Genomic DNA, 24,550 nt, shown 5'->3' on the forward strand with positions numbered 1-24,550 from the left:
CCAGCGTTTTCTCCCCGGTGTCTGCCTTTCGCACACTACTCGACGTGCTGTTCGAACTCGATCCGCGTAGCCTCGCTCGATACGCCCAGGTTGCATTCGTCAACAACAAGGGCATCAACAATCTCGGCCTGAACATAAGCGACGGTGCGACCACGCTGTTTGCTCCGTCTGTCACGACGGTCGGCGTGAACACCGGCATTCGCACGCTGTTCTGATCGCGCGTCGTAACTGATCTAGGTTGAAGCAGTAACGAAGCCAGACTTATCTCACGATAAGTCTGGCTTTCTTATTACTCGATGCGCTGCGTAGGTGAACACCCCTACTCATCGATTGAATTTCGACTGATAGTATTCATAAGGTTACTTGTTTGTCTCGGATTACCCGACGCTTCCGCAACGTCGCATCAAGATAAGTGGAATCGGCTCTGTAACCGAGACTCGGGCGAAACCTTATTATCAGGCACGGTGATGAAATACGAAGGAAAGCGATCGATTGAAGTTCCGGGCGTGACTCATGGGCAGACGCCCATTCCGATGGGTGCCAGAAAGGGTAACTTCATCTTTTCGTCAGGCATCGCGGGTAAAGATCCGCAGACGGATACGCTGCCTGAAGATGCGCAATCGCAGGCTAAATTCGCGTTCCAGAATATGCGGACGCTCGTCGAAGCAGGTGGCGGTACCGTCAACGATATTGTGCGTGTCACGGTATTTCTCAAAGACGGATCGCTTCGTCCGATCGTCAACCCACCTTGGCTTGAAATGTTTCCTGATCCTGAAGATCGTCCGGCGCGTCACGCCCAGATCGTGGATCTGCCGGGCGGCATGCAGATCCAGCTCGAAGTGATCGCAGTGCTCGGTGATTAGGTATTCAGAATTCAGTTCCAAGGAGGTGTGCTATGACTAAAGACGAGAACGAATTGTTGACCAGGGTCTCGGGCGACGCTCCGATGGGTCAAATGATTCGCCAGAACTGGTGGATTCCGGCGCTGCGTTCGGCGTCGCTCGTCGCTAGCGGAAGACCTGAGCGTGTGCGACTCTTCGGTCAGAATTTCGTAGCTTTCCGTGGTGATAATGGCAAGGTCGGCTTCTTTGACGAAGCTTGCCCGCACCGTGGTGCTTCGCTGGCACTCGCCCGCAACGAAGACAACGCGCTGCGTTGTATCTTCCACGGCTGGAAATTCAATTCCGAAGGCGTGACTGTCGCGGTGCCGACGCAGCCAAATAATGAAGCTGAGTATTGCAAACACGTGCCGCTCAGGCACTATCCGACTCAGGAAGCGGGTGGCATCGCGTGGGTATATCTCGGACAGGGCGAACCCCCGAAATTCGCTGATTTGCCGTTCGTGGGCTTGCCCGCCGATCAGGTGGTGGTGCATCGTCAGCGCATCGAATGCAACTGGCTGCAAGCGGTCGAGACTACGATGGACTCGGCGCACGTCGGTGTTCTCCACCAGTCGTGGCTCGAATACGAAATGACCAATGCCTCGGTCAACCAGGCTCCAGTCTACAAAATCAGGCAGAAGGAATACGGCTTCCGTTACGCGGCTGTACGCGCACTCGGAGATGGCAGGTCATATGTGCGCACCAATTCGTTCGTCATGCCATGGTACGGCATGATTTCACCGCGTAAGGCCGGTGACACCACGCGCTCGCAGATGTTCTTCTCTGTGCCTATTGATGACGAGAACACGTGGTATTGGCACATGACGTTCATCCTGGACAAGCCAGTTCCGCACGAAGATTACATCTTTCCCGCCGATCGCGACAACTGGCCTCCGGTTTCGTCGCGTTCGGCCGACGATCTCTGGGGCCAGGATCGCGAAGCGATGAAGAACGGTCACTTTTCTGGCTTCCCGCAAACGCTTGGTACCGAAGATTTCGCAATCCTTCTCAGTATGGGTAGGCTCCAGGATCGCACCAAAGAATATCTCGGTGCCGGTGATGGTGCGGTGATGCAGGTCCGTCGCTGCCTGATGAATTCGTTAACCGAATTTTCGGCAGGTTCAGTGCCGAAACTCGCACAGCACGAAAAGATCGACTATAGGTCGGTCATGCCGCTGGGCGGCGTCTACGAGAACGACCAGCAATGGCAAACAACCTTGTAATTTGAAATCTTTTCCCTACGAGTCATATCCAAAATGTCACTTATCATCGATTCGCATGCTCACGTCGTGATTCCAGGCGAAAGCTATAAATTCATGGCCGAACTCGCGTCTCACCGCGCTAATCCGCACGTCGGTGTGCCCAGGTTGAGCGATGACGCGGTGCGCAAAGCCGGTCAGACGATCATCGAGATCATGGATCGTGTCGGTACGGACATTCAGTTCCTGTCGCCGCGTCCGTACATGCAGATGCATTCGATCAAGCCCGCGAAGGTGACGGCGCTATGGACGAAGCACATGAACGATCTGGTTCACCGGACCGCCGAAATGTGGCCCACGCGTTTTCGCAAGGTAGCAGGTTTGCCGCAGTACCGTAATGAAAGCCCGGTCAACTGCCTCGCAGAACTCGAATTCCGCGTAAAGGAGCAGGGTTTTATCGGTTGTCTGCTGAATCCGGATCCGACCGAAGGCGATGACACGCCGCCCCCAGGACTGGGGGATTCGTTTTGGTTCCCGCTGTATGAAAAGCTGTGCGAACTCGATATTCCTGCGCTGATCCACTCAGCCGGCAGTTGTCAGCCGCGCGAGTCGTACACCCTGAAATTTATCAACGAAGAAAGTATCGCCATTCTGTCGCTGATGGAATCGGACGTGTTCGATCGTTTCCCGAACCTGAAGCTGATCGTCCCGCACGCCGGCGGCGCAATTCCGTACCAGATCGGCCGCTTCCGTGCCTGGAACATCCGTCGCGGTGTGATGCCGTTCGAGCAAAAGCTGCGTCAACTCCACTACGACACCACCAATTACGACAAGGATTCGCTCGAACTCCTGATCAAAAAGGTGGGTGCGGATCGGGTACTGTTCGCCACTGAAAAGCCAGGCACCGGCAGCGCCGTCGACCCGGAAACGGGTCTGGACCTCGACGATCTGAAGCCGGTTATCGAATCGATGGCCATGCTCTCGCAAGAGGACAAGAACAACATCTTCCGCTGCAACTGCATGAAGCTGTATTCGCGTTTTCGTACCGGCGAAGAGTAATCGATCGGCAGAGAAACGCAGCGCGGGACATCGGTCCCGCGCTTTGTCGTAAGCAAATTCGGAATTGATTAAACATCATGGCCAAAATCGTTGCTGGCGTCGCGACTTCTCATACGCCCCTTCTGACGCTCGGTGCTGCACAATGGATTCATCGGGCAAATGTCGACTATGAAAACCCGGAGCTCAACACGTCCGATGGACGGTTGATGACGTATTCGCAGTTGCTGACTGAAGTAGGGCCGCGCTACGAGAACGAAGTGGATGTGCCGACGCTGGCCAAAAAGGAGCAGCAATGCAATGACGCGCTAGACAAGCTCGCGGCATTCGTTGCTCAGGTCAAGCCCGATGTCGCGATCATCATCGGTGACGATCAGGCAGAACTTTTCAACAGCGCCAATCAACCGGCGTTCGCGATCTACCACGGACAGACCGCATACACGATCGACAAGCTCCAGGAGCCGACGACGCCTGATTGGCTACGTACGGTGCGCAAAGGCTATATGCTCGATCAGGTCCACGGATTGCCTTGTGATCCCCAGATGGCGCTCACGTTGATCAAAGGACTGATCGATGAAGAGGTGGATGTCGCGGCTTCAGACCATGTGGAGGACCCACTGGACAAGGGTTTTGGTCATGCCTACGGCTTCGTGGTCAAACGTCTGTTTGCCGGTCTCCCGATTCCGATCGTACCGGTGCTGTTGAATACCTATTTCAGTCCGAACGTCCCATCCTCGCGTCGTTGCCACAACGTGGGCCGTGCAATTCGTCGTGTGGTCGAAGCGATCCCGGGTGACCAGCGCGTAATGGTCATCGCGAGCGGCGGTCTGAGCCACTTCGTGGTCGATGAACCGCTCGACCGTCAGATCATTGCAGCCTTCGAGAACAAGGACGCCGATTTTCTCCAGAGCATCCCGCGAGGCGCACTCAATTCCGGTTCCTCGGAAATTCTGAACTGGGTAACGGCGGCGGGCGCGCTCGAGCACCTGAATGTGCAGAGTGCCGAGTATTTCCCGCTTAGGCGAACTCCCGCAGGTACCGGCGTCGGCGCAGGGTTTGTTACCTGGGCGTAAAGGGCAGCAAATAAAAGAATGAACTAATCGATATAAATGCTCAGATTCTGAGCGTAACAGGAGACTGAAGATGTCCACCGCAGAGGCAACCCGGATTTCGACCCGGAGTCGAGGTTACGAGCGATGGTTGTTGTTTTTGCTCGTTCTAATCTATGCATCCAGTATGACGGATCGCATTCTGGTCGCAATCGTCGGTCCGGTGCTCAAACGTGAAATGGGGCTTTCGGATTTCCAGCTGGGTTTGCTCAGCGGTCTCGCGTTCTCGATTTTCTACGCGACGCTCGGTATTCCAATTGGGCGACTGGCTGAACGTTATAACCGCAAGTTGATGATCTCGGTTTCGATTGTTGCCTGGTCTCTGATGACGATGCTTTGCGGTACCGCAGGCAGCTTCGCTTCGATGATGGTCTACCGTCTTGGCGTCGGTATCGGTGAAGCGGGCTCGACCCCGACTTCGCACTCGCTGCTTTCGGATCAGTTTCCACCGTCCAAGCGTGCAACCGTTTACGGTATCTACGCACTGGGACCGGCAGTTGGCGTTTTCATTGGCGCATTCGGCGGTGGTACGATTGCCCACCTTTATGGTTGGCGCATGGCGTTCTACGCGTTCGGTTTCCCGGGTATCATCCTGGGCCTGATTGCTTATTTCACGCTGCGTGAACCGAAGCGTGGCAACTTCGACTCCATCGAGTCCAAGCATGTTCCGGCGCTCAAGGAAGTCCTTGCCGCGTTCGTGCGTGAAAAGCCGTTCTGGCAAATGTCTCTCGGTATCGTGACGACCTCAATTTCGATTTACGGCACGTTCATGTTCCAATCGATCTATATGGGTCGCACGTTTGGCCTGAATATGCAACAGGCGGGATTGACGCTTGCGATCGTCAATGGCGTCGGCGCATTCGTCGGCGGCTTGATCGGTGGCTATGGTTCGGACTGGATGGCGAAACGTGACCGTCGTTGGTACGGCTGGATTCCGGCGGTCGGATCGCTTTTGGGTATTCCGTTCACGATCATTTCATTTACGTCGATGAACTTCGCGGTCTCCACCGTCGCAATGTTCTTGATGGCGACTTCGCTGAACGTGTGGAACGGTCCTTCGTTTTCGGTCATTCATAGCCGACTCGAACCGCGTATGCGCGCCACGGCTTCGGCACTCGTGTTCCTGCTGATGAACCTTGTCGGCCAAGGTCTGGGCCCGGCATGGGTGGGCTGGATGAGCGACAGGTTCGCATCGAACATCTTTACCGGTAGCGGTGATTATGCGGCGGCCTGCAAGGCTCCGATCGCTGACGCAGTGGCAGCATCGTGCCACGTGGCGGGTACACAAGGTCTGCGGTATGCAATGATTGCCCCGATCATCATGGTCGCGATCGCAACGTGGTCGTTCTTTGCCGCGGCGAGGAGTATCGGGCGCTCGAAGTGATTTGAATCCGGGTAACAAGAACCCCCGCTTCGGCGCCAATGCCGTTCAGTTAATGTTCTTTCTACTGTACCGTACTGACTAACGCGAAGGGCGGGATTTGACGACCCGGTCGCATGCGCGCCCGGGTCGTTTTTCGTGTTTTCCACAAGATCCCGCAGACCGAGCTTGTAACGCAAGTACCAGCGGACACACACGATGATCACATCGCGGTCGAAGTGACGACCTGCGAACAATTCCTCCGGGCTTTTCGGCTTGCTCATGGTCGGCTCTCTATTTGTTCAGTCCGACACGCTAACCGATTAGCCGGAGCGAGAGGAGAACAAAGGATGACGAAGGAGAACATTCAGGCCATCGCCGCGCGTCTGCGCGAAGCGGAACGTAACCGCGAAGCGATCGATCCGGTGCGCCGCGAGGTCGCACTGGGCGGCAATCCGCTGGGCGGCATTCCGCTGGGCGGCATACCGCTGGACGACATGGCGACCGCCTACGCGGTACAGCAGGCCAACGTCGATGCACGCGTGGAAGCAGGCGAGCGCATCGTCGGCCGCAAGATCGGCCTGACCTCGCTGCCGGTGCAGAAACAGCTCGGCGTGGACCAGCCCGATTTCGGCGCGCTGTTTGCCAGCATGGCCTACGGCGACCAGCAGCCGATTCAACTGGCCGGTCTGATCCAGCCGAAGGTCGAAGCCGAGATCGCACTCGTGCTCAGGCGGGACCTGACGTGCGACAAGCACACCTATGCAGACCTGATCAACGCCACCGATTACGCGCTGGCCGCGATCGAAGTGGTGGACAGCCGCATCCGTGGCTGGGATATCCGGTTCGTCGATACCGTGGCCGATAACGCCTCGAGCGCGGCCTTCGTGGTCGGCAGCCGCCCGGTACCGCTCGCGGATCTCGATCTGTTCAAGGCCGCCATGACGCTCGAACGCGACGGCGAAGTGCTGTCGCAGGGAAGCGGCGCGGCCTGCCTTGGCAATCCGCTCAATGCCGCGATCTGGCTGGCCGACCGCATGGTTCGGCTCGGTACGCCGCTGCGCGCCGGCGATGTGGTGCTGACGGGCGCGCTGGGACCGATGGTCGCGGTCACGCAGCCCGGTACCTATACGGCGCAGATCGAAGGCCTCGGCAGCGTGCGCACGACCTTCGCATAACAGGTCATTGCTCAGGTCTCGTCAACCAAATCTTCAGGATTCGGGAAAACACATGGCTTCGGCAAAACTCAAGGCAGCGATTATCGGGTCCGGCAATATCGGCACCGACCTCATGATCAAGATCATGCGGCACGGCAAGCATCTGGAAATGGGCGCGATGGTCGGCATCGACCAGAACTCGGACGGCCTCGCACGCGCCGCGCGTCTGAGCGTGGCGACCACATACGAGGGCGTGCGGGGTCTGGTGAACCTGCCGATGTTCAAGGACATCGATGTGGTGTTCGACGCCACCTCGGCAGGAGCGCACGTGAAAAACGACGCCTTGCTGCGCCAGCACAAGCCCGGCATCCGCGTGATCGACTTGACGCCGGCGGCCGTCGGCCCGTATTGCGTGCCGGTGGTGAACCTCGAAGCGCACCTGGCAGCGCCGAACGTCAACATGGTGACCTGCGGCGGCCAGGCCACGATCCCGATGGTGGCGGCCGTATCGCGCGTGGCCAAGGTGCACTACGCCGAGATCGTCGCCTCGATCAGCAGCAAGTCGGCCGGCCCGGGTACGCGCGCCAATATCGACGAATTTACCGAAACGACCTCGAAGGCCATCGAAGTGGTCGGCGGTGCCACCAAGGGCAAGGCCATCATCATCCTGAACCCGGCCGAGCCGCCGCTGATGATGCGCGACACGGTGTATGTGCTGTCCGAAGCGATCAGTCAGGCCGAAGTCGAAGCCTCGGTCGAGCAGATGGCCAAAGCCGTCAATGCCTATGTGCCTGGCTACCGCCTCAAGCAGAAGGTGCAGTTCGACGTGATCCCCGAGAGCGCGCCGCTCACTATCCCGGGCCTCGGCAAATTCAGCGGTCTCAAGACCTCGATCTTTCTCGAAGTGGAAGGCGCGGCGCACTACCTGCCAGCCTATGCCGGCAACCTCGACATCATGACCTCGGCGGCGCTGGCAACGGCGGAGCGCATTGCGGCTTCGGTAGCGGCGGCATAAGGGACTATTTACCATGAGCAAGAAACTCTATATCTCCGACGTGACGCTGCGCGACGGCAGCCATGCGATCCGCCACCAGTACTCGATCCAGAACGTGCAGGACATCGCCCGCGCGCTGGACAAAGCCCGGGTCGATTCGATCGAAGTCGCGCACGGCGACGGCCTGCAGGGCTCGAGCTTCAACTACGGCTTCGGCGCGCACAGCGACCTCGAATGGATCGAGGCGGTGGCCGACGTCGTGACGCACTCGCGGATCGCCACGCTGCTTCTGCCGGGTATCGGCACCATCCGTGACCTGAAGGCGGCATACAACGCCGGTGCGCGCATCGTGCGCGTGGCCACGCACTGTACCGAGGCCGACATCTCGAAGCAGCATATCGAGTATGCGCGCGAACTCGGCATGGATACCGTGGGCTTCCTGATGATGAGCCATATGACCTCGCCGGAGAATCTGGCGCAGGAAGCGAAGAAGATGGAAAGCTACGGCGCGACCACGATCTACGTGGTGGATTCGGGCGGCGCGCTGAGCATGAACGATGTGCGCAGCCGTTTCCGCGCGCTGAAGGCGGTGCTGAAGCCGGAAACCAGCACCGGTATTCATGCGCACCACAACCTTAGCCTGGGCGTGGCGAACTCGATCGTCGCGGTCGAGGAGGGCTGCGACCGTATCGATGCATCGCTGGCAGGGATGGGCGCCGGCGCCGGCAATGCGCCGCTGGAAGTGTTCATCGCCGCGGCAGAGCGCATGAGCTGGAACCATGGCACCGATCTATACACGCTGATGGATGCGGCCGACGATATCGTGCGGCCGCTGCAGGACCGCCCGGTGCGCGTGGACCGCGAGACGCTCGCGCTCGGCTATGCCGGAGTGTATTCGAGCTTCCTGCGTCACTCGGAAGTCGCCGCGAAGAAATACGACCTGCGCACTGTCGACATCCTGGTCGAACTGGGCAAACGCCGCATGGTCGGCGGGCAGGAAGACATGATCGTCGACGTCGCGCTCGATTTGCTCAAGCAGCAGAGCGCAGCAAAACCATCAGGCACGCAGAGAACACGTTCACGACCCGAAACAAACTGAAGTACACCGACGCCGACACCAGCCGTCTCGGGAGACCAACAAACAGGTTTAGTTGCGCGAACGCTGTCGACGTTGTGTTGATACAAAACAACAAAAAACAAAAAACCCTGACAGATATCGATCTGTCAGGGCTCATCAGGCACAGCAGGCGGTGCGAATCAGTCGCGCAGGAAGTCGATGATCAGACGGTTGAACTCTTCCGCGTGTTCCCATTGTGCCCAGTGGCCGCATTTCGGGAATACGTGCAGGCGTGCATCCTGCATCGTGTTGATCATGCGCAGACCGTGATCGATAGGGACGAAACGATCGTCACGGCCCCACGTGATGAGCGTCTTGTGCTTGATCTCGGGGAAACGTGCTGACAGGTCCATCGATGTCGAGGGCATGATCTTGCCGCCTTCTGCCCAGTTTTTCAGGTGGTTCAGGTTCGACTGGATATTGTTCCAGCGGCCTTGACGCAGTTCCTCAGTAATACCAGCCGGGTTGTAGACGAAGACTTCGAGCATGGCCTCGAAGTTCTCGTACGAAGGCTGCGCGTAAAGACGCGACATACGCTTGATGCCTTCTGCTGGCTGCGGCTGGAAAAGGCTCGGACCTTGCGCACCCGGCCCCATCAGAATCATCTTGTCCAGGCGATCAGCGAAGTCGAGAGCGAATGCGATGGCCGTCGCACCGCCCATCGAGTTGCCGACCAGATTCGCCTTGTCGAGACCGAGGGCATCCATCACGCCCTTGATTGCACGTGCGTTCAGCACATTGCGCGGCGTGTCCGTCATTTTCAGTTCATCGGATTTGTTGAAGCCAGGCTGATCGAGCAGGATGACGCGGAAACCCGCTGCCGCCAGTGCTTCGATATTGCGGTAGTAATTGCTCCAGCCGCTCGCACCCGGACCGCCGCCGTGGAGCATGATGACCGCGGGGCCAGTGCCCATGTCGTTGTAGTGGAGCTTGAAATTCTCGAGGCGCGGTTCGTTGATCGTCACGAACTGGCTGGTACCTGCTTCGGTAAAGGACATTTGGTGTGCTCCAGAAATATCCGATTTAGAAATTTATGCCGGACGATTGGCGGGAATATTGCAACGGCGGCAGTGCCTCACCGAGCAGGAAACCGCCGAGCGTCCCTGCGTTATCGTCCGCGTTCTGCGTGATGTGATTTGCGGCCGCCATCACGTCGCGCATGATGCGCTGGATCGGCTGGTCGTTAAAAAGCCCTTTCGCCGCAGTTGCCGTGAACAGCAATTGCACCGCTTCCTGACAGTCACGACCGACCGATGCGACATCGAGCCTGTACAGCACCTGGTCTTCAATCGGGATCAGTTCACGACGTTGCACAATCTTTGTCGTTTCGATCATCATTTGAAGCAGACGGGCGCGCGCCGAGCGCACGAGCAGCACTGCGTTGGCCAGTCTGTCCTTGACGTAGGGGCTCGAGCTGACGGGCTTGCCGGTCGTGCCATTCCGCCGCGACCTCATCTGCTCGATGTAGTGATCGATTGCGCCCTGAGCCATACCGACTGTGACCGCCGATACCGAACCCGCGAAAATCTGCACGAACGGGAACAGGAACGCGGAGCCACGAGGGTCCATCGAGTAATCGGAAATACTGTGCGTCCGATGTTCGGGAACGAAGACCTTCTCGACAAGCAGACTCTTGCTGCCGGTGCCGCAAAGACCCATGACATGCCAGTCATCGATGACCTGGTAGTCGGATCGTGGAAGCAGTAAGCTGAGTTTGTCGATGGGCTTGCCTTCATCGTCGCGCTCGAACGCGCCGAGAATCACCCATTCACCGTGATCGGTACCGCTCGAAGTCGGCCACTTACCGTCGATGATGTAGCCGCCCTCGACCTTTTTGACCGAACCGACCGGCGCATAGGATGACGCGACAATCACGTCATCCTTGGCCGACCATACGTCGTCACCGGCCTGCTGCGGAAAGAGCCCGAATTCCCACGGATGGACGCCCAGAATCATCATGTTCCAGGCGCTGGAGCAGCAGCCGCGGCCGAGTTCCATCAGCACCTTGAAGAACACAGCCGGATTCATCTCGTAGCCACCCCAGCGACGCGGCTGAAGGATACGGAAAAAACCTGCTTCAACGAATTTTTCGATGATGTCGGCGGGGACCGATCGTGCGGCCTCGACTTCGGCAGCACGCTCGCGCAGCCACGGAATCATGACGCGAGCACGCGCCACCAGTTCATCTTCTGTCGGAATCTGCGTCGCGACTTCTCTACTGTTCATAATATTTCCTTTTTTTATGCAGTCATTCGATCAGCCGAATTTATGACCCCAGTCGCTCAACCGCGGGTGCGTGGACACCTTCCAGGTTGCGTCGTCCACGACGATCCCGCCATGGCCGTATTCGACGGCGAATCCTGAAGGCGATTTGACATAGAACGAGAACGTGAGATCGTTAGGATGACGGCCCAGATGCATGAGCATCGGCAGACCGGCAGCGATGCAGCGATCGTATGCGAGCCCAACGTCGTTCATGTCCTGAACCTGGAGCATCAGGTGACCGAGACGTTTGTTGCCCGGCATCGTGCCTGTGGCCAGCGAATGATGACGCCCACCAGTCGTGTGCATGAATGTCACATCGACTTTGACGCCGGGCGCAAGTTCTGCGCGGATATAGTCGCTGAGCTTGAGGCCCAGGACCTTGCGATAGAAATCGACAGATTGATCGAGGTCTTTTGACCGGATCACGATGTGGCCGATTCCGAGCCTGCCGGTCTCGAAACGACCGCGCATGACCTTCGAATGCCAGGCGTCGGTCATCGGAGCGATATGAGGCCCGGTGTAGAACGCGTGACGGAAGCCCGAAGGATCGTCGCAGTGGTAGAGCATCTCGACCCGGCGTTCCCCGCACAGTGCCGGACCTCCTCGCTCGACGGCCTGACCGATACCCCGAAGACGTTCGACGTAGGCTTCGAGTTTCTCCGGAGTCTCGAACTCCCAGCCCGCTTCGAAGATGTCTTCGTCGTCGCTTTTCTGAACGAGAATCCGCTGCACGTACTCGTCCATACGCAGCGTCAACGAATTACCGTCCGGCGCGGCCTTCACCTGGAGCCCGAGGATGTCGCTCGCAAACCTGGACCACGCTTCGAGGTCCTGTGCACCGACTACCACGTAGCCCAGATTCGATATTTCGGCACCCGCGTCGCTCATGTTGTGTTCTCCAGTGTTCCGAATTGCATGGCCGGTCCCCGACCAGGTTTCCGGCCAGGGTCTCGACCAGGGTCACAACAGATAATATCAACGTCATGTAGTATTGCGACCAAGTACTTTCCCTTAAACATGGGGATTTAGCTGCGCATTGGCACGTATATCGTAAGGTAACATTAGCGTTACATGGGGGCGCGACTGCGGCTACAATGACAGTCCACGAACGTTCTCCTATTACGATCGAGGCGCAATCTTTTTCAAGGCCCGAAAAATGAGCACATCCATTCGAATTTTCTTCCTGATTCAACAATTAAACCGGCTGGTCGTCAGTCGCATCGACGAGACACTGAACGCCGAGAACATTACGGCCCGCCAATTCCTTCTTCTCGATCTGCTGTCCAACCATGAACCATGCTCCAGTGCAGAACTGGCGCGCCGTGCTCACATGACAGCCCAGGCTATGGGCGAGTCGGTGAAAGCGCTGGAACAACGTGGGCTTCTGGAAAAAATGGCAAGCGAGAACGACGCGCGAGCACTCCGCATTCAACGCACACCACTCGGATGGGAGACGTTCATGCGTTGCAGCGAAGCCGTGAACAAAGCTGAAGAAGAATTCTTTTCATGCCTGGCGTCGTCCGAAGTGGCGCGTCTGCGCGGGAGTCTCGCATTAGTGCGCGAAATCGCGATTGACGCCCTCAAGAGCGCGGAAAATTGAACGACCATAGTTCGTCGTAAAAGCTGTATGGTCCACAAAGGAAAATCGATGACAACGAAAGGTGAAATTGTCCATCGCCTTCGGTCGCGACCGGCATGCGCCTCGATGACGCTCGCGCCCAGTTCAAGTATCACCGGTTACAGACGCGTCGCATCGGAGACCAGGTATGAGCGAGCCCCGTTTCAATCCGAAGACGACCACCAGGCTCGATATCAGGCGTCCGAGCCCGGATCTTCTGGCGCAGGCTTCTGCTCTTCCTGCCGCGACGCTCCACGAAGCAGCTGGCAAGATCGGGGTCATGCCCCCCGCGATCAAACCCGTGGCTCCCGGATTCAGGATCTGCGGACCTGCGCTCACCGTTCACGCACCGGGCGGCGACAACCTGTGGCTGCATCGTGCGATCTATGCAGCCGACCCGGGAGACGTTCTGGTTGTGTCCGTCGGGGACGCCTATGAGTATGGCTACTGGGGGGAGGTCATGTCCACTGCGGCTCTTGCGCGCGGTCTCGGCGGCCTCGTGATCAATGGCTGTGTACGCGACCAGCGGTTGCTCGCAGAAATGGGTTTCCCGGTCTATGCGCGTGGCCTGTGCATCCGGGGTACGGGCAAGGGCTTCGGGGCCCGTGGCTGGATCAATGCGCCGACCCGCTTCGACGATGTGACGGTTGAAGCCGGTGATCTTATCGTCGCTGATGAAGACGGTGTGGTCGCGATTCCGGTAGCCCGTGTTGCTGAAGTGATTGCCGCTGCGCAAGCTCGTGAGGCCAAGGAAGCAGATCAGATGCGTCGCATCCGGGAAGGGGAATCCACGCTCGCCATTTTCGGCTGGGATGAGTGATCCCGTAACTGGAAAAAGAAAACCCCGCCAAAACGGTAATGCCGTTCAGTTAAGCGACTGGTTTCATTGCTCCGGAACAGGTTTTATTTGCAAAGAACCAAGAGCTATTTGCCCGCCGAAGCCCAATACCGGCCTATGCGCGGCCTGCATGAATTGATTTTTTTAATGAATTTGCGCAGACGGCCGGAACACGGTCGAATGTAGGGTTTCTCGCGGCCGGCGTATAACGCTGCGCCGCCTGTTTGAATTCATCAAAAAAAGCCGATAAGGAGCAACAATGAAAGCCATCTTGGCCACCCTGACGATTGCACTGCTGGCCGCATCGTCCGGGAGCGCAATCGCCAAGGATTGGTCGACCGTGCGGTTCGGGGTCGACGCGAGCTATCCGCCGTTCGAATCGAAAGGCGCCGACGGCAAGCTAGTCGGCTTCGATATCGATCTCGGCAATGAGATTTGCCGCCGGCTCAACGCGAAATGCGTGTGGATCGAGAATTCGTTCGACGGCATGATTGCCGCGCTGAAAGGCCGCAAATTCGACGGCGTGCTGTCGACGATGTCGATGACGCCCGCGCGTCAGGCGCAGATCGGGTTCTCGTCGAAGGTGTTCCGCATTCCGACGCGTCTCGTCGCGAAGAAGGGCTCGCCGATCGAGCCGACGCCGCAAGCGCTGAAGGGCAAGCGCATCGGCGTCGAGCAGGGCTCGATTCAGGAAACCTACGCGAAGACGTATTGGGAGCCGGCCGGCGCGGTGATCGTGCCGTATCAGGATCAGGATCTGGTGTATTCGGATCTGCTTGCCGGCCGTATCGACGCGTCATTGCAGAACGCGGTGCAAGCCGATATCGGCTTTTTGCGCACCTCGCGCGGCAAGGACTTCGGATTTGCCGGCAATCCGCTCTACGACGCGAAAACGCTCGGCAGCGGCACGGCGATCGGTTTGCGTAAAGAAGATACCGATCTGCAGGAAAAGATCGACAAAGCCATTGCCGATATCCGCGCCGACGGCACTTACGACCGCATTGCGAAAAAGTATTTCGATTTCGACGTGTACGGTCAGTGAGCCGAGACCGCGCGGCACGCGGCCAGCTTCGACCTGGCACTCGCGCGGCCCGACATCTAAACTGTGGTCATGACCTTCCTGAGCCGTGATGTGGCGAGCCGGTATGCCGAATCGGCTGCAACCGGCGCTTCCCCGGCCCGACCCGCATTGGGGAGGCACTGACATGCAAGGCTTTCAGATCACGTTCTTCACCCAGCAGGGGCGCAGCCATCATGGCAAGCCGCTTGCCGACTGGCTCGTGCGTCTCGCGAGCGAACTCGGCCTGCGCGGCGCGACCGTGATTCCAGCTTGCGAAGGCATCGGCCATCATCACCGCATTCACTCCGCGCACTTCTTCGAGCTTGCCGATCAACCGTTGTCCGTCGTGATGGCGGTGACGAGCGACGAAGCCGATCGGCTGTTCGATCGTCTGAGCGCTGAGGGTTTACATCTGTTCTACGTGAAAACGACGGCCGAGTTCGGCGTCGTCGGAGAAGACGACGGGGCCTGAAGGCCCCGCTCTCGATGGCAAGTCCCAAACCTCGTTTTCTCGACCTGGTCCGTGTACGCGCGCGGGTATCCGGCCGCACAGGGCTGCGATGGGCATGTCGAATGCTTCGCTACTGGAGCCGAGTCATCCCAGGGAGAGCGAATCATGCGAGAAGTTGCGACAAACATGCTGATCGCGCTATCGGCCATTGCGTTGATGGCGGGCGCATCCGGCTGCAAGCGGTCGGCCGAGAACGGCCGCATCTCGACGGGCCAGATGAGCAGCGGCGTGATGAGCAATTCGGCGAGCCCGCGTGGCACACCCGGCGATAGCGACGCGGCGAAGCGTGCGAACGACGAGGCGGGCGCGGCAGCGAGCGCATCGCCCGCCGCGAGCCACGCCGCGGCGGTCCACAGCACGCCGGCGAGCGGGGCGTCCGCGACGCAGTAGGCGTCGCTCAGGCCCGGCGCATGGCAGAACTATTCGTCCAACGGATCGGGGTCGCCCAATGCGGAGTCGATCGCGCGTTGGGCATTGTCGACGGCCTCGCCGATCGCGGGCTTGCCGCGCAGCGCGGAGCGCGCATGCCACGGAGCGGTCCAGGCTTCGAGGTCGCGAGCGTCGGTACCAGTGCGATCGATTCGCGTGGTGATCGACGAACCGCCGGCCGGGTCGTCCTCGACGAGCACGGTGATGGTGAAGCCGCGGTGGAGATGAACTTCCTGCATCGACGGTTCTCCTGGCTGGTTCGCTTTCGGGGCAGCATGCGCCGTTCCACGCGCTCGGGGGCTCCTGCTCTTATCTATTTCGTCCCGGTTTCGCCCGAATGGAACGGGATGCGGAACCGCGCGCAGCAGGTGACTCAACGAAGGCCCGCTCCAAAGGCTATGCCGCGGGCTCCTCGTGCCGCACGTTGACCATCCACGGCACGCCGAAGCGGTCGATCAACGTACCGAAGCCGCTGGTCCAGAAGGTCTGCTGAAACGGCATCGTGACCTGTCCGCCATCCGCCAGCGCGTTGAAATATTTCTCGCCGGACGCCTGGTCGTCGGCGGTGACCGACAGGCTGAAGCCCGCATGCACGGTATCGCCGCCGCGGCAATCGCCATCCGACATCAGCACGTGCGTGTTACCGATGACGAGCGTCGCGTGCATGATCTTGTCGGCGTGTTCGGGCGCGACCGGGCGAGCGGGATCGGGCGGCGCGTCTTTCGCTCGCAGCTTCAGCAACTCCTGCGCGCCGAGCGCCGAACGATAGAACGCAATGGCTTCCTCACAACGGCCATTGAAGTACAGATAGGGTTGGATTTCCATGCTGGTTTCCTGAGACGGGCGAGGGTAGGCAGACGATTCTATCAGCGCGATTTCGCGGACGGACGGCTATCGAGCCTGCGATCAAGCGATGCCTGCCGCGCTTCAGTGTGCCCCCGCTTCATGCCTTCCCGGCATGACTGCCGCCATTGGCTGGGTAAGCCTCCTGCAACGCAATCGAGCCGGTTTCCAGCAGCGATTTGAGGTTGGACATGATCTTCGGCCAGCCGCCCGACACCGCCTCGATGAACTTCGACTGATCGCGCTCGATCGTATGCGTGAGCGTCAGCTTGACCGCCGTTCCGCTCGGTTCGAGCTCCATCGTGCAGCGCGAATCGCCTTCGGCCTGCAGCTCGGGCCGTTTTTGATGCCGCCAGCGAATCACGAGGCGCCGCGGCGGCACAGCCTCGATGATCTCGCCCGCGTCGAAAGTCTCCCCCGCGCTCGACACGAGTTTCCACGACGAGCCCGCCGTCCATTCGCTATCGCAGTGCATGCCGAACCAGTACTGCTTGATGAACTCCGCGTCGGTGAGCGCCGACCACAACTGTTCGGGCGTGGTGCGGATATAGGTCACGTAGACGAATGTCGATCTAGTCATTGCCTTTCTCCAGGCGTCGTTTCAGGGAAGAGAGCGCCTTCAGGCGCGGTTTTTCGAACTTGGCAATCCAGCGCTCGTAGATCTGCTGCAGCGGCACTGGATTGAGGAAGTGCAATTTCTCGCGCCCGCTGCGCACCGTCACGACGAGGTTCGCCGCTTCCAGCAGGCCCAGATGCTGCGTCACGCCTTGCCGTGTCATGTCGAGGTGCTCGCACAGGTCGTTCAGGGTCTGGCCGTCGTGCGCATGCAGCACGTCCAGCAGCTTGCGCCGGCTCGGATCGGCGAGGGCTTTGAATAGCAGGTCTGTGTCGTCGGGGAGCTCGGCCATGAACGGCTATAGGCAAGTGATCTGTTGCATTTACTATAGGCAACAGATTGCTTGCATGTCAAGGAGAGTGAGGAAGCCTCGTAGGTCTCACTATCGGTGCTCTGAAGGGAAACAATTAAGTCAGTCGGAGAACAATTAAGTCAGTCGGGCTTAACGATAATTTTTCTCTCTTATCTAGTATGTTTCAAAAGTGATCCTTGCTTTTACGCAGCGAACCAGCGTTTTGCTCGCCTTCAGGACCCGCGACGACTTATTCTTTACCTGGTAACCCGATAAAAAGTGGAGATCGATTGCGCCAAGAGGATAGGCTTGCCAACGGGGTTCAGGAGCCAGAGAAAACATTTGTTTCTTGGCTCGATGGTCAGCGCGCCCCTGAACGGCAGTTCCGCGAATCGTCGCAGGAGGCATACACCTCAATTTTTGCAATTTGGGTCCGGCATTTGGCGGACCGCCAAGTTAAGATTGAAGTGGCCCGAAGACCTCCAGTCCGCGACGCTGCTTCACAACACGCTGCATCCTCACTGGAGGGCGTGGTTGACACGATTCAGCAATCTTGCCGATGAGCAGATCGAGGCGATCGTCGGCATTGAGTTCGACCAGTCGTTGATGGCGATCGACGCCGCGGTGCGTGCGCAAGGGGTCGTCCTGACCAGTGCGATTCTGGTGGAAGGCGAGCTTGCTGCGGGTTCGCTTGTGGAGCCGTTTGGAAAAGCGTTGCCGTTGTGCGAGGGATACTATCTCGTACACCCCGATGCGGACGAGCTTCAACCAGGTGTGAAGGCGCTGAAAGCGTGGATGGCCGAGAGGATGGCTGTAAAAAGCTCAGTTTGATGCCGGCCGAACAGCACATCGACGAATAGAAGCCCAGCCTGCGCGACCTGGCTTTATTCGCGTTCAGGTGATTGTCGCGAGTCGAATGGCCGGTTGTTGCCTCCGAAACCTGACGGACCAGCTACGCACAGAATTCGGCGAAAACGGTCACTGGGATGATCGCCGGCCATGGGCCGCTATGGTTTGCTCTGCGGTCATCCGTTACGCGATGCCAGCCCTGCAAATGCACTAGGCGGAAGGGGTGTCGCTGCGGATCGTTGTCGGGTTGGTTCTTTCTACCGTCAGATTGACCGATCGCTGCACGGCAGGACGGGTACGATGGCGCGTGCCCGCAGGAACAGCGAGCATCGACTTTCACGATCAATGTAGCCAGGTTGGACAGCGGGACGACAGTGAAGGAATCCGTGTCGAACGAGTCGGGCCCCGTCTTCGCCGTGGCGTGCTATGGCCCGGCTCGCGCGCCGCTGCGTGAAGTACTGGGTGCGGCAGTGCTGAGTACCTTTCTGAGTGCGCCCGCGACTTCGTGGTCAACAGCACGGTGTTCCGCCGTCGGCCTTTCGCGCAGGACGCACGTTGCGCCCGCAAGGCACACGCAAGTTAATGTGGCATGCGCGAAGCCGATTAATATGTGATGTCTGTGGATATCCGTGAAGTGGGATGACTTACGACCGCTTGTACATCCTGCGCGCAGGCTCATGCCACTGGTCTCTACAGGTAGACCCGAAAGCGAAACGATTCGGGGTACAGCTGCGCGCCATCACGAACCCGCGATGAACCGTTCTATAACCGGTGTAAATTTTTCAGGCACTTGTCCCAACAGCGTTCCAGCATACACCCTGAGCCACTGCCGAACGCTTTTCTCGGAAATCCCTGATTCACCGCAATACCTATTCAAATAGTATTCGGCGATTTCCGTACCGGTAAAACTCCACGCTACATACGAGCAAGCGGCATCCGCCGCCGGATCGCCCCTGCTGACCTGGAGCAGATCGATAACCGTGTACTTCGCGCCGTCAAAAAAAACGTTGCCCGCATGAAAATCGCAGTGACATAACGCCTGACCGTCCGGCAGACCGCCCAGAACCCCCAGGAGGTTTTTCTTGAGATCAGCGGAAAGCCTGTCGTTAATCACCAAGTCGTCGTGAAAACGCTGTTTGAGATCCGGCATCCACCCAGTCTTGTCATACTTTTGCAAGCGGCACTGGAGAGCCACAAGAACATCCAGCGTGTCTTTACATCGCACCGGATCGCGGCGCGCCGGATCGCGGAACTCCTCCGACATCACTTCGCCTTTTACCCGGTCCATGCGTAAACCATATCGCCCGTCTACGAGGAGTATTTCGTAAATCATCGGCCCGGGGAAATTCACGAGCTCCAGATTCGCCATGATGTACGCTTCGCTGAAGACGTTCCTCTTTGGATAACCTTCGCGATACAGTTTTACCGCGTGCTCTCCCTTCGCATACACCGTGGCTTGCGCTCCTCTCCCCACTATCTCGCCAAACAATGCTTCAAAATCGCAACTCATGTTCAGCATTCCTCTGCCGCGAATTTGGGAGCAGTATACTCCTGACCGCTAGCATGGAAAACGGCCTGGACCAGGCAGCTGGATTCGGCTCAGCTCAGCGCCAAGGACGGCTTTAACCTGCGTGGAAAGATGATGCAGCCTGTCCAATCCTATATCCGCGCACAAGGCGCGGCCTGCGCCGTCATTAATGCCGTGCTCAACCCGGCTATTACGTGGCTCGGCAATCGGCGGATGGCATTCGTGCCGCTCTTCGGAGACAGTGGCATCATCATCGATATCGCAGTGACGTCCATCGTGCTGTCGCTGCTGGTATCCCTGTTTGTCACACCGGCGGCGCGCGGGGAGTATCGCGCCGGTCGGCTCACAGGGAGCGACACGGTCTTCGCGGAGAGCGGCGTGCTCGCGCATTTGCCAAGCAAAGCCTGGTCTTTCGGGCTGGTGATCGGTGTTGTTGCCGCCGCCGTGATCACCGCACTCATGTCCGCGACGTTCCTTTTGCTAGGGTCCGCCGGGCTTTCTTTTGCCGGATTCGTTATTCTGAAAGCCGTGTACACCGCGGCGCTCGGGTTCGTCGTCACGCGCTGGGTCATCCTCCGGCAACTGCTTCACTGTCGCGCAAATTCGGCGCATACCGGCTGAGTGGGGCGATAGCTGGCCCCCGAGCCCGGCGCGCAGACCGCTCCTCGATACAGCGGCGCAAGATGCTTTCGAACATGCGACTACCTGAGCAACCGCGCACTGCAGCGGTTGGCGGTCGGTCGGCGCACTGGCGAAGCGGACCATTGAGCTGCGGGTTTCGAGCAGACATTGTGTTCCGAAAATCGATTGGATTTGCGGCGACAACCGGTTGCGTCAAACTCTGTGATATTTGGTAGCGCGTAGTGCGACGGTGGAATGGGGTTCAGCGGGAATTTTTGTCGCAGACTTTGATGTGCGCTGATATCCCAACTCCCACCTCCTCCATAGCCCCGATTTACGCGCGGCGTTTCCGGTCGAGCACGACGAGCCCGATCGTCTGCGATCGTTACACCGACAACGGTGATGAGCAAGGCAACCACCACCTCTCCGATTTGAATGGAGGCCGGCAGCATAACGCGGTCCCGAACACGCGCGGGTGCACCCCGTACCTTTCCTGAGTGAAGGCGGCGCAAGTGTTGCTGTCTCAAATCACATGAAGGTTCCGAAACATCCATGTGGAAGCCTGAGCGCAATGCGCAATTTCGCCTGGTCGTTTAGAGGGACACTGACATGTCGCTCGAGGTAAGGATTGGCCCGCCGCAGATTGCCATCCATCAGGGGCATACGGTCCTGCTCACGCAGCCGGACGGGCAGATCATCAGCGGGTCGCGCAAGGGTCTGTATTTCCAGGACACGCGTCTTATCAGCAACTGGACGATCTTCGCCAATGGCGAGCCCTGGGATCTGCTCAGCTCGGGAGCGCTGCAGTCCTTTTTGATGCGGGCATGTCTAGCGAATCGTTCGCTCGACAGCGAGGACGGGCTCATCGAGGAACATACGGTCAGCCTGATACTGACCCGTCATGTCGGTGGTGGAGTCCACGAGGACATCGACATGACCAATCACGGCCTGCATACGGTGTCGTTCAATCTAGAGATCGCGGTGCGTAGCGATTTCGCGGACATCTTCGAAGTCAGGGCCGGGCATGTGGTTCGTCGCGGTCGTGTCGTGACCACCTGGAATGAGCACACGCAACACCTGAAGACCAGTTACCAGAATGGGCACTTTGGCCGTGGCATCAGTCTGAGCGTGCACGATAGCCACACGCGAGGCGCTTATGCAAACGGCCGCATCACATTTGGTGTGAGCTTGCGACCCGGCGCGCGTTGGCATTGTTGCTTGAAGTACGACATCGACGATGACGGCCGGGCCGTACGCGCGCCGCAGCGCTGCGGCGCGGCCGGCGAACTGTCGCCCGAAGGAAAGCGGCTCGCACAATGGAAACGCGCGATTCCGTCGCTCGAGTGCAGCAACGAAACCTTCAACCGTCTGTTTCGTCAGGCGACCGATGATGTCGCGGCGTTGCGGGTGCCGGAGCACGTCAATGGCAGGCGTCTGATGATTCCCGCAGCGGGCTTGCCGTGGTTTGTCGCGCTGTTCGGACGTGACAGTCTGATCACCTCGCTGCAGACGGCGCTGATTTACTCGGGGTTCGCGCGCGGCACGCTTGCAGCGCTCGGCGCACGACAAGCCACGAAGCGTGACGACTTTCGTGACGGCGAGCCGGGCAAAATCATGCACGAGCTGCGTCGGGGCGAGCTGGCGAAGCTTGGACTCGTTCCTCATACGCCGTACTACGGAACCGCGGACGCGACGGCTTTGTATCTGATCGTGCTCCATACCGCATGGTGTTGCACCGGCGACCGTGAATTGCTGATCCGTCATCTGCCCAATGCCGAACGGTGCCTGAAATGGATCGACAACTATGGCGATCGTGACGGCGACGGGTTCCAGGAGTACGAGACGCGTTCGACGAACGGCCTGAAAAACCACAGCTGGAAAGATGCCGGTGATGCCGTGGTGTACCCCGACGGCATGCTCGTCAAAGGACCGAAGGCGCTCTGCGAGCTGCAAGGCTACGTGTATGACGCGTGGCTTCGTATGGCCGCGGTCTACGACCTGCTCGATGAGAAGCGCCGTGCATCCAGGCTGCGCGCGAAAGCCGCCGACTTGTACGAGCGATTCAATGACGCGTTCTGGGACGAACGCACCGGTTTCTACGCACTATGCCTGGATGGCGACAAGCAACGGGTGATGAGCATCGCCTCCAATCCGGGCCACTGTCTGTGGTCGGGAATCGTTCCGCCCGAGCGCGCGAGCCGAGTAGTGCAAAGACTCATGAAGCCGGACATGTATAGCGGGTGGGGCGTGCGCACACTGTCGTCGAAACATCCGGCCTTCAATCCGCATTCTTATCAGAAGGGCGCCGTGTGGCCGCATGACAACGGACTCATCGCCGAAGGGTTCAAGCGTTATGGTTTTGCGGACGAGGCAGGACGGATCGCGAAAGACATCTGCGATGCAGGCGGCTATTTCGCGCTGAACCAGTTACCCGAGCTATTTGCAGGCCTCCAGCGCACGGAGGCGAGCTTTCCGGTGCAGTACATGGGCGCAAATGTGCCGCAGGCATGGGCCGCGGGATCGATTTTTTCGCTCGTGTATGCGATCCTGGGTCTTCAGCCCGACGCGCCGCGCAGGCAACTGTACGTCGACCCGGTGCTGCCTCCCTGGATCGACACGCTGACCTTGCGAAACCTCAAGGTAGGCGCGCAGATATTCGATATCCGGTTCACGCGAACCGACGGAAGCACAGAATTCGAAGTGTTGAAAGGGACTAGCAAAAGCGTGAGCCGGCGCCCGATTACGAGTTGGCGCGACGAACTGGCTGCGGGCCTTTGATTGCGGCGGGCCGCTCGCGTACAAGTGCCTGTGAGATACTTCCTCATCCACGCAAAGTCCCTGCGTCCACCGCGTTTCAAACGGCCCAGGCATGCAAGCACATCCCCTCCGGCTCTCGCCCGGCGACGACCTTCGCGTCGCCATCGAAGACGCGCTTCGTCAACCCGAGCTGCAAGCGGCCTTCGTCGTCCAGGGCATCGGCAGTCTTCACGTTGCGGCATTGAGATTCGCTGGCGCGCAAGCGCCAACGGAAATTCGCGGCGACCTCGAAATATTGACCCTCGCAGGCTCCGTCTCGCCCGATGGCGCTCATCTGCACATGTCGATCGCTGATGCACGCGGGCAGGTGTTCGGCGGTCATGTGGCGCGCGGGTGCATGGTGCGCACGACCGTCGAGTTGTTGCTCGTGTCGGTTCCGGGCTATTCGTTCGCGCGGGAGCACGATCCGCAGACAGGGTTTATGGAACTCGTGATTCGCGGCGGTGCGCCGCAAGCCGATTCCGCCTGACCGTTCGAACGCGGCATCACTTCGTGCGCCCGTAGCTGTTCAACGCCCCACCAACATCCGCCCGCCGACTCCGGCCGGCAACGCACCCGCTACGGTATCGAGCACGGCCTTGCGGCGAATCAGCGTGCGCCGAACCGCCGGATGCGATCCAAGCAACGCCATCGCGCAGTACCACGCGCACGACATGCCGATCGACAGCGCCACGACCGCGATATCGAGCCACAACGGTGCATGCGCGGGCACCATCAACGCGAAGATGCTGCCGTAGAACGCGATGGATTTCGGATTCGTCATGCTGACGAAATAGCCTTTCTTCGTCGCGGCCCAGCCGGACGCGGCGCTGCCGACGCCTGCGGACAATGGCCGCCGCGCGGTCACGATCATCTTGATGCCGAGCCAGATCAGGTAGAGCGCGCCGGCGATCCGCAGCACGGCGCCTCAGCGCATCAACGCCAAACACAATGCAATCCCTGTGCCATAAGTCCCAATCGCACCGACGAAGCGCAAAGGGTTGGGCTTCGCCATCGTCGGAAACGCGACAAGCCCTACGACGAGCAAGCACCGGCACAAGGTCGCGATGACCATCAGCGACACCGTCACCGTGGACGGCGATCTCGCGCCCAGAAAGAGAAATAGCACCGCCAGAAACGGCGCGTATTCCGCTGTGTTGCCATGCGCCCGAACCAGCTTGTGCAACAGGTCGGCAGGATCATCGGCGCAGCCCGCAGTGGTACGTTCGCGAAAACGCAGCATCGATACCGACAAGCCGAGGCCGAATAACAGCAGCCCCAACACCGCTACGCATCCGAGAGCAATGTTGTTCATGGCAGCGCGGCTCCTTGTCAGGCGATCGACGCACGCCTGTTTGGCGAAAATCAGGCGGCTCCCATTCTCGCACGCGCCGGCGCGCGAGGTCCGCGC

At 59.1% G+C, this 24,550-nt stretch carries 28 protein-coding genes and 2 pseudogenes; 19 read left to right on the forward strand and 11 right to left on the reverse strand.

Annotation, left to right across the window (positions count from 1 at the left end; translation table 11 throughout):
- Nucleotides 1–17 precede the first annotated feature (17 nt).
- From G5S42_RS36850 to G5S42_RS36875, 6 genes are all read left to right on the forward strand, one after another.
- On the forward strand, nt 18–215 hold the full coding sequence (locus G5S42_RS36850) for a hypothetical protein (protein ID WP_176111634.1): 198 nt from the start codon (nt 18–20) through the stop codon (nt 213–215).
- Between the two features lie 252 nt (nt 216–467).
- Nucleotides 468–863, forward strand: a complete 396-nt coding sequence (locus G5S42_RS36855) for a RidA family protein (RefSeq protein ID WP_176111635.1) — start codon at nt 468–470, stop codon at nt 861–863.
- A 32-nt stretch (nt 864–895) separates the two neighbouring features.
- Nucleotides 896–2,104 (forward strand): aromatic ring-hydroxylating oxygenase subunit alpha, encoded by a 1,209-nt coding sequence (locus G5S42_RS36860; RefSeq protein WP_176111636.1) that lies wholly within the window; start codon nt 896–898, stop codon nt 2,102–2,104.
- A gap of 33 nt (nt 2,105–2,137) precedes the next feature.
- The gene (locus G5S42_RS36865; protein WP_176111637.1) at nt 2,138–3,139 is read left to right on the forward strand and encodes an amidohydrolase family protein; all 1,002 of its coding nucleotides are present in this window, start codon (nt 2,138–2,140) and stop codon (nt 3,137–3,139) included.
- Nucleotides 3,140–3,216: 77 nt separating this feature from the next.
- Nucleotides 3,217–4,209, forward strand: a complete 993-nt coding sequence (locus tag G5S42_RS36870) for a DODA-type extradiol aromatic ring-opening family dioxygenase (RefSeq protein WP_176111638.1) — start codon at nt 3,217–3,219, stop codon at nt 4,207–4,209.
- 70 nt (nt 4,210–4,279) lie between these two features.
- A complete protein-coding gene (locus G5S42_RS36875) occupies nt 4,280–5,629 on the forward strand; it encodes a spinster family MFS transporter (protein ID WP_176111639.1) in 1,350 nt (449 codons plus the stop codon).
- Nucleotides 5,630–5,769: 140 nt separating this feature from the next.
- Here G5S42_RS36875 and G5S42_RS44625 read toward each other — a convergent pair.
- Nucleotides 5,770–5,889: pseudogene (locus G5S42_RS44625) on the reverse strand (IS6 family transposase); the annotation flags it as partial.
- Between the two features lie 66 nt (nt 5,890–5,955).
- Here G5S42_RS44625 and G5S42_RS36880 point away from each other — a divergent pair.
- From G5S42_RS36880 to dmpG, 3 genes are read left to right on the forward strand one after another with little or no spacing between them, the layout of a single operon-like run.
- On the forward strand, nt 5,956–6,783 hold the full coding sequence (locus tag G5S42_RS36880; protein ID WP_176111640.1) for a 2-keto-4-pentenoate hydratase: 828 nt from the start codon (nt 5,956–5,958) through the stop codon (nt 6,781–6,783).
- 52 nt (nt 6,784–6,835) lie between these two features.
- Nucleotides 6,836–7,777, forward strand: a complete 942-nt coding sequence (locus G5S42_RS36885) for an acetaldehyde dehydrogenase (acetylating) (protein WP_176111641.1) — start codon at nt 6,836–6,838, stop codon at nt 7,775–7,777.
- A gap of 13 nt (nt 7,778–7,790) precedes the next feature.
- Nucleotides 7,791–8,855, forward strand: a complete 1,065-nt coding sequence (gene dmpG / locus G5S42_RS36890) for a 4-hydroxy-2-oxovalerate aldolase (RefSeq protein WP_176111642.1) — start codon at nt 7,791–7,793, stop codon at nt 8,853–8,855.
- A 158-nt stretch (nt 8,856–9,013) separates the two neighbouring features.
- Here dmpG and bphD read toward each other — a convergent pair whose 3' ends face one another.
- From bphD to G5S42_RS36905, 3 genes are read right to left on the reverse strand one after another with little or no spacing between them, the layout of a single operon-like run.
- A complete protein-coding gene (gene bphD / locus G5S42_RS36895) occupies nt 9,014–9,871 on the reverse strand; it encodes a 2-hydroxy-6-oxo-6-phenylhexa-2,4-dienoate hydrolase (protein ID WP_176111643.1) in 858 nt (285 codons plus the stop codon).
- Between the two features lie 25 nt (nt 9,872–9,896).
- The gene (locus G5S42_RS36900) at nt 9,897–11,099 is read right to left on the reverse strand and encodes an acyl-CoA dehydrogenase family protein (protein ID WP_176111644.1); all 1,203 of its coding nucleotides are present in this window, start codon (nt 11,097–11,099) and stop codon (nt 9,897–9,899) included.
- A gap of 30 nt (nt 11,100–11,129) precedes the next feature.
- Nucleotides 11,130–12,026, reverse strand: coding sequence for a VOC family protein (locus tag G5S42_RS36905; RefSeq protein WP_176111645.1), 897 nt, complete (start codon nt 12,024–12,026; stop codon nt 11,130–11,132).
- A gap of 268 nt (nt 12,027–12,294) precedes the next feature.
- Here G5S42_RS36905 and G5S42_RS36910 point away from each other — a divergent pair, with 268 nt between their 5' ends.
- The 5 genes from G5S42_RS36910 (at nt 12,295) to G5S42_RS36930 (ending at nt 15,555) form a co-directional block, all read left to right on the forward strand.
- Nucleotides 12,295–12,738 carry a MarR family winged helix-turn-helix transcriptional regulator gene (locus G5S42_RS36910; protein ID WP_176111646.1) on the forward strand — a complete coding sequence of 148 codons (444 nt, stop codon included), beginning with the start codon at nt 12,295–12,297 and terminating at the stop codon, nt 12,736–12,738.
- A gap of 166 nt (nt 12,739–12,904) precedes the next feature.
- Nucleotides 12,905–13,576, forward strand: a complete 672-nt coding sequence (locus G5S42_RS36915) for a 4-carboxy-4-hydroxy-2-oxoadipate aldolase/oxaloacetate decarboxylase (protein ID WP_176111647.1) — start codon at nt 12,905–12,907, stop codon at nt 13,574–13,576.
- Between the two features lie 277 nt (nt 13,577–13,853).
- Nucleotides 13,854–14,636 (forward strand): ABC transporter substrate-binding protein, encoded by a 783-nt coding sequence (locus tag G5S42_RS36920; RefSeq protein ID WP_176111648.1) that lies wholly within the window; start codon nt 13,854–13,856, stop codon nt 14,634–14,636.
- Nucleotides 14,637–14,799: 163 nt separating this feature from the next.
- Nucleotides 14,800–15,126 (forward strand): putative PII-like signaling protein, encoded by a 327-nt coding sequence (locus G5S42_RS36925; protein ID WP_176111649.1) that lies wholly within the window; start codon nt 14,800–14,802, stop codon nt 15,124–15,126.
- A gap of 144 nt (nt 15,127–15,270) precedes the next feature.
- Nucleotides 15,271–15,555: a hypothetical protein gene (locus G5S42_RS36930; RefSeq protein ID WP_176111650.1), complete on the forward strand. Its 285-nt coding sequence runs from the start codon at nt 15,271–15,273 to the stop codon at nt 15,553–15,555.
- A gap of 29 nt (nt 15,556–15,584) precedes the next feature.
- Here the strand turns inward: G5S42_RS36930 and G5S42_RS36935 are convergent, their stop codons facing one another.
- The 4 genes from G5S42_RS36935 to G5S42_RS36950 all read right to left on the reverse strand — a co-directional run bounded on the left by G5S42_RS36935 (nt 15,585) and on the right by G5S42_RS36950 (nt 17,345).
- Nucleotides 15,585–15,833 carry a hypothetical protein gene (locus G5S42_RS36935; protein ID WP_176111651.1) on the reverse strand — a complete coding sequence of 83 codons (249 nt, stop codon included), beginning with the start codon at nt 15,831–15,833 and terminating at the stop codon, nt 15,585–15,587.
- 157 nt (nt 15,834–15,990) lie between these two features.
- Complete coding sequence (locus G5S42_RS36940; protein WP_176111652.1) at nt 15,991–16,419, reverse strand: VOC family protein; 429 nt, start codon at nt 16,417–16,419, stop codon at nt 15,991–15,993.
- 118 nt (nt 16,420–16,537) lie between these two features.
- On the reverse strand, nt 16,538–17,017 hold the full coding sequence (locus tag G5S42_RS36945) for an SRPBCC family protein (protein ID WP_152852848.1): 480 nt from the start codon (nt 17,015–17,017) through the stop codon (nt 16,538–16,540).
- Nucleotides 17,010–17,345 (reverse strand): ArsR/SmtB family transcription factor, encoded by a 336-nt coding sequence (locus G5S42_RS36950; RefSeq protein WP_176111653.1) that lies wholly within the window; start codon nt 17,343–17,345, stop codon nt 17,010–17,012. Before G5S42_RS36950 ends, G5S42_RS36945 begins: the two co-directional genes overlap by 8 nt.
- A gap of 357 nt (nt 17,346–17,702) precedes the next feature.
- Here G5S42_RS36950 and G5S42_RS36955 point away from each other — a divergent pair, with 357 nt between their 5' ends.
- Together G5S42_RS36955 and G5S42_RS45890 are read left to right on the forward strand one after the other, a co-directional pair.
- Nucleotides 17,703–18,176, forward strand: coding sequence for a LysR substrate-binding domain-containing protein (locus G5S42_RS36955; protein ID WP_176112005.1), 474 nt, complete (start codon nt 17,703–17,705; stop codon nt 18,174–18,176).
- A 374-nt stretch (nt 18,177–18,550) separates the two neighbouring features.
- The gene (locus G5S42_RS45890; RefSeq protein WP_217710299.1) at nt 18,551–18,808 is read left to right on the forward strand and encodes a hypothetical protein; all 258 of its coding nucleotides are present in this window, start codon (nt 18,551–18,553) and stop codon (nt 18,806–18,808) included.
- A gap of 125 nt (nt 18,809–18,933) precedes the next feature.
- Here the strand turns inward: G5S42_RS45890 and G5S42_RS36965 are convergent, their stop codons facing one another.
- Complete coding sequence (locus tag G5S42_RS36965; protein ID WP_176111654.1) at nt 18,934–19,704, reverse strand: phosphotransferase; 771 nt, start codon at nt 19,702–19,704, stop codon at nt 18,934–18,936.
- 132 nt (nt 19,705–19,836) lie between these two features.
- Here G5S42_RS36965 and G5S42_RS36970 point away from each other — a divergent pair, with 132 nt between their 5' ends.
- From G5S42_RS36970 to G5S42_RS36980, 3 genes are all read left to right on the forward strand, one after another.
- Nucleotides 19,837–20,343: a hypothetical protein gene (locus G5S42_RS36970; protein ID WP_176111655.1), complete on the forward strand. Its 507-nt coding sequence runs from the start codon at nt 19,837–19,839 to the stop codon at nt 20,341–20,343.
- Between the two features lie 609 nt (nt 20,344–20,952).
- On the forward strand, nt 20,953–23,121 hold the full coding sequence (locus G5S42_RS36975) for an amylo-alpha-1,6-glucosidase (protein ID WP_176111656.1): 2,169 nt from the start codon (nt 20,953–20,955) through the stop codon (nt 23,119–23,121).
- Between the two features lie 91 nt (nt 23,122–23,212).
- A complete protein-coding gene (locus G5S42_RS36980) occupies nt 23,213–23,629 on the forward strand; it encodes a PPC domain-containing DNA-binding protein (protein ID WP_176111657.1) in 417 nt (138 codons plus the stop codon).
- A gap of 39 nt (nt 23,630–23,668) precedes the next feature.
- Here G5S42_RS36980 and G5S42_RS36985 read toward each other — a convergent pair.
- Both G5S42_RS36985 and G5S42_RS36990 read right to left on the reverse strand, forming a co-directional pair.
- Nucleotides 23,669–24,058, reverse strand: a pseudogene (locus tag G5S42_RS36985) (LysE family translocator); the annotation flags it as partial.
- A gap of 9 nt (nt 24,059–24,067) precedes the next feature.
- Nucleotides 24,068–24,454, reverse strand: a complete 387-nt coding sequence (locus G5S42_RS36990) for an MAPEG family protein (protein ID WP_176111658.1) — start codon at nt 24,452–24,454, stop codon at nt 24,068–24,070.
- Between the last annotated feature and the right edge of the window lie 96 nt (nt 24,455–24,550).

This window comes from Paraburkholderia youngii, assembly GCF_013366925.1.
Lineage (GTDB): Bacteria > Pseudomonadota > Gammaproteobacteria > Burkholderiales > Burkholderiaceae > Paraburkholderia > Paraburkholderia youngii.

Bases quoted from the DNA above. Each gene is read 5' to 3' on its own strand.
- G5S42_RS36855 (WP_176111635.1), top strand. From the start codon at position 468: ATGAAATACGAAGGAAAGCGATCGATTGAAGTTCCGGGCGTGACTCAT.
- G5S42_RS36860 (WP_176111636.1), top strand. From the start codon at position 896: ATGACTAAAGACGAGAACGAATTGTTGACCAGGGTCTCGGGCGACGCT.
- G5S42_RS36865 (WP_176111637.1), top strand. From the start codon at position 2,138: ATGTCACTTATCATCGATTCGCATGCTCACGTCGTGATTCCAGGCGAA.
- G5S42_RS36870 (WP_176111638.1), top strand. From the start codon at position 3,217: ATGGCCAAAATCGTTGCTGGCGTCGCGACTTCTCATACGCCCCTTCTG.
- G5S42_RS36875 (WP_176111639.1), top strand. From the start codon at position 4,280: ATGTCCACCGCAGAGGCAACCCGGATTTCGACCCGGAGTCGAGGTTAC.
- G5S42_RS36880 (WP_176111640.1), top strand. From the start codon at position 5,956: ATGACGAAGGAGAACATTCAGGCCATCGCCGCGCGTCTGCGCGAAGCG.
- G5S42_RS36885 (WP_176111641.1), top strand. From the start codon at position 6,836: ATGGCTTCGGCAAAACTCAAGGCAGCGATTATCGGGTCCGGCAATATC.
- dmpG (WP_176111642.1), top strand. From the start codon at position 7,791: ATGAGCAAGAAACTCTATATCTCCGACGTGACGCTGCGCGACGGCAGC.
- bphD (WP_176111643.1), bottom strand. From the start codon at position 9,871: ATGTCCTTTACCGAAGCAGGTACCAGCCAGTTCGTGACGATCAACGAA.
- G5S42_RS36900 (WP_176111644.1), bottom strand. From the start codon at position 11,099: ATGAACAGTAGAGAAGTCGCGACGCAGATTCCGACAGAAGATGAACTG.
- G5S42_RS36905 (WP_176111645.1), bottom strand. From the start codon at position 12,026: ATGAGCGACGCGGGTGCCGAAATATCGAATCTGGGCTACGTGGTAGTC.
- G5S42_RS36910 (WP_176111646.1), top strand. From the start codon at position 12,295: ATGAGCACATCCATTCGAATTTTCTTCCTGATTCAACAATTAAACCGG.
- G5S42_RS36915 (WP_176111647.1), top strand. From the start codon at position 12,905: ATGAGCGAGCCCCGTTTCAATCCGAAGACGACCACCAGGCTCGATATC.
- G5S42_RS36920 (WP_176111648.1), top strand. From the start codon at position 13,854: ATGAAAGCCATCTTGGCCACCCTGACGATTGCACTGCTGGCCGCATCG.
- G5S42_RS36925 (WP_176111649.1), top strand. From the start codon at position 14,800: ATGCAAGGCTTTCAGATCACGTTCTTCACCCAGCAGGGGCGCAGCCAT.
- G5S42_RS36930 (WP_176111650.1), top strand. From the start codon at position 15,271: ATGCGAGAAGTTGCGACAAACATGCTGATCGCGCTATCGGCCATTGCG.
- G5S42_RS36935 (WP_176111651.1), bottom strand. From the start codon at position 15,833: ATGCAGGAAGTTCATCTCCACCGCGGCTTCACCATCACCGTGCTCGTC.
- G5S42_RS36940 (WP_176111652.1), bottom strand. From the start codon at position 16,419: ATGGAAATCCAACCCTATCTGTACTTCAATGGCCGTTGTGAGGAAGCC.
- G5S42_RS36945 (WP_152852848.1), bottom strand. From the start codon at position 17,017: ATGACTAGATCGACATTCGTCTACGTGACCTATATCCGCACCACGCCC.
- G5S42_RS36950 (WP_176111653.1), bottom strand. From the start codon at position 17,345: ATGGCCGAGCTCCCCGACGACACAGACCTGCTATTCAAAGCCCTCGCC.
- G5S42_RS36955 (WP_176112005.1), top strand. From the start codon at position 17,703: ATGGTCAGCGCGCCCCTGAACGGCAGTTCCGCGAATCGTCGCAGGAGG.
- G5S42_RS36965 (WP_176111654.1), bottom strand. From the start codon at position 19,704: ATGAGTTGCGATTTTGAAGCATTGTTTGGCGAGATAGTGGGGAGAGGA.
- G5S42_RS36970 (WP_176111655.1), top strand. From the start codon at position 19,837: ATGCAGCCTGTCCAATCCTATATCCGCGCACAAGGCGCGGCCTGCGCC.
- G5S42_RS36975 (WP_176111656.1), top strand. From the start codon at position 20,953: ATGTCGCTCGAGGTAAGGATTGGCCCGCCGCAGATTGCCATCCATCAG.
- G5S42_RS36980 (WP_176111657.1), top strand. From the start codon at position 23,213: ATGCAAGCACATCCCCTCCGGCTCTCGCCCGGCGACGACCTTCGCGTC.
- G5S42_RS36990 (WP_176111658.1), bottom strand. From the start codon at position 24,454: ATGAACAACATTGCTCTCGGATGCGTAGCGGTGTTGGGGCTGCTGTTA.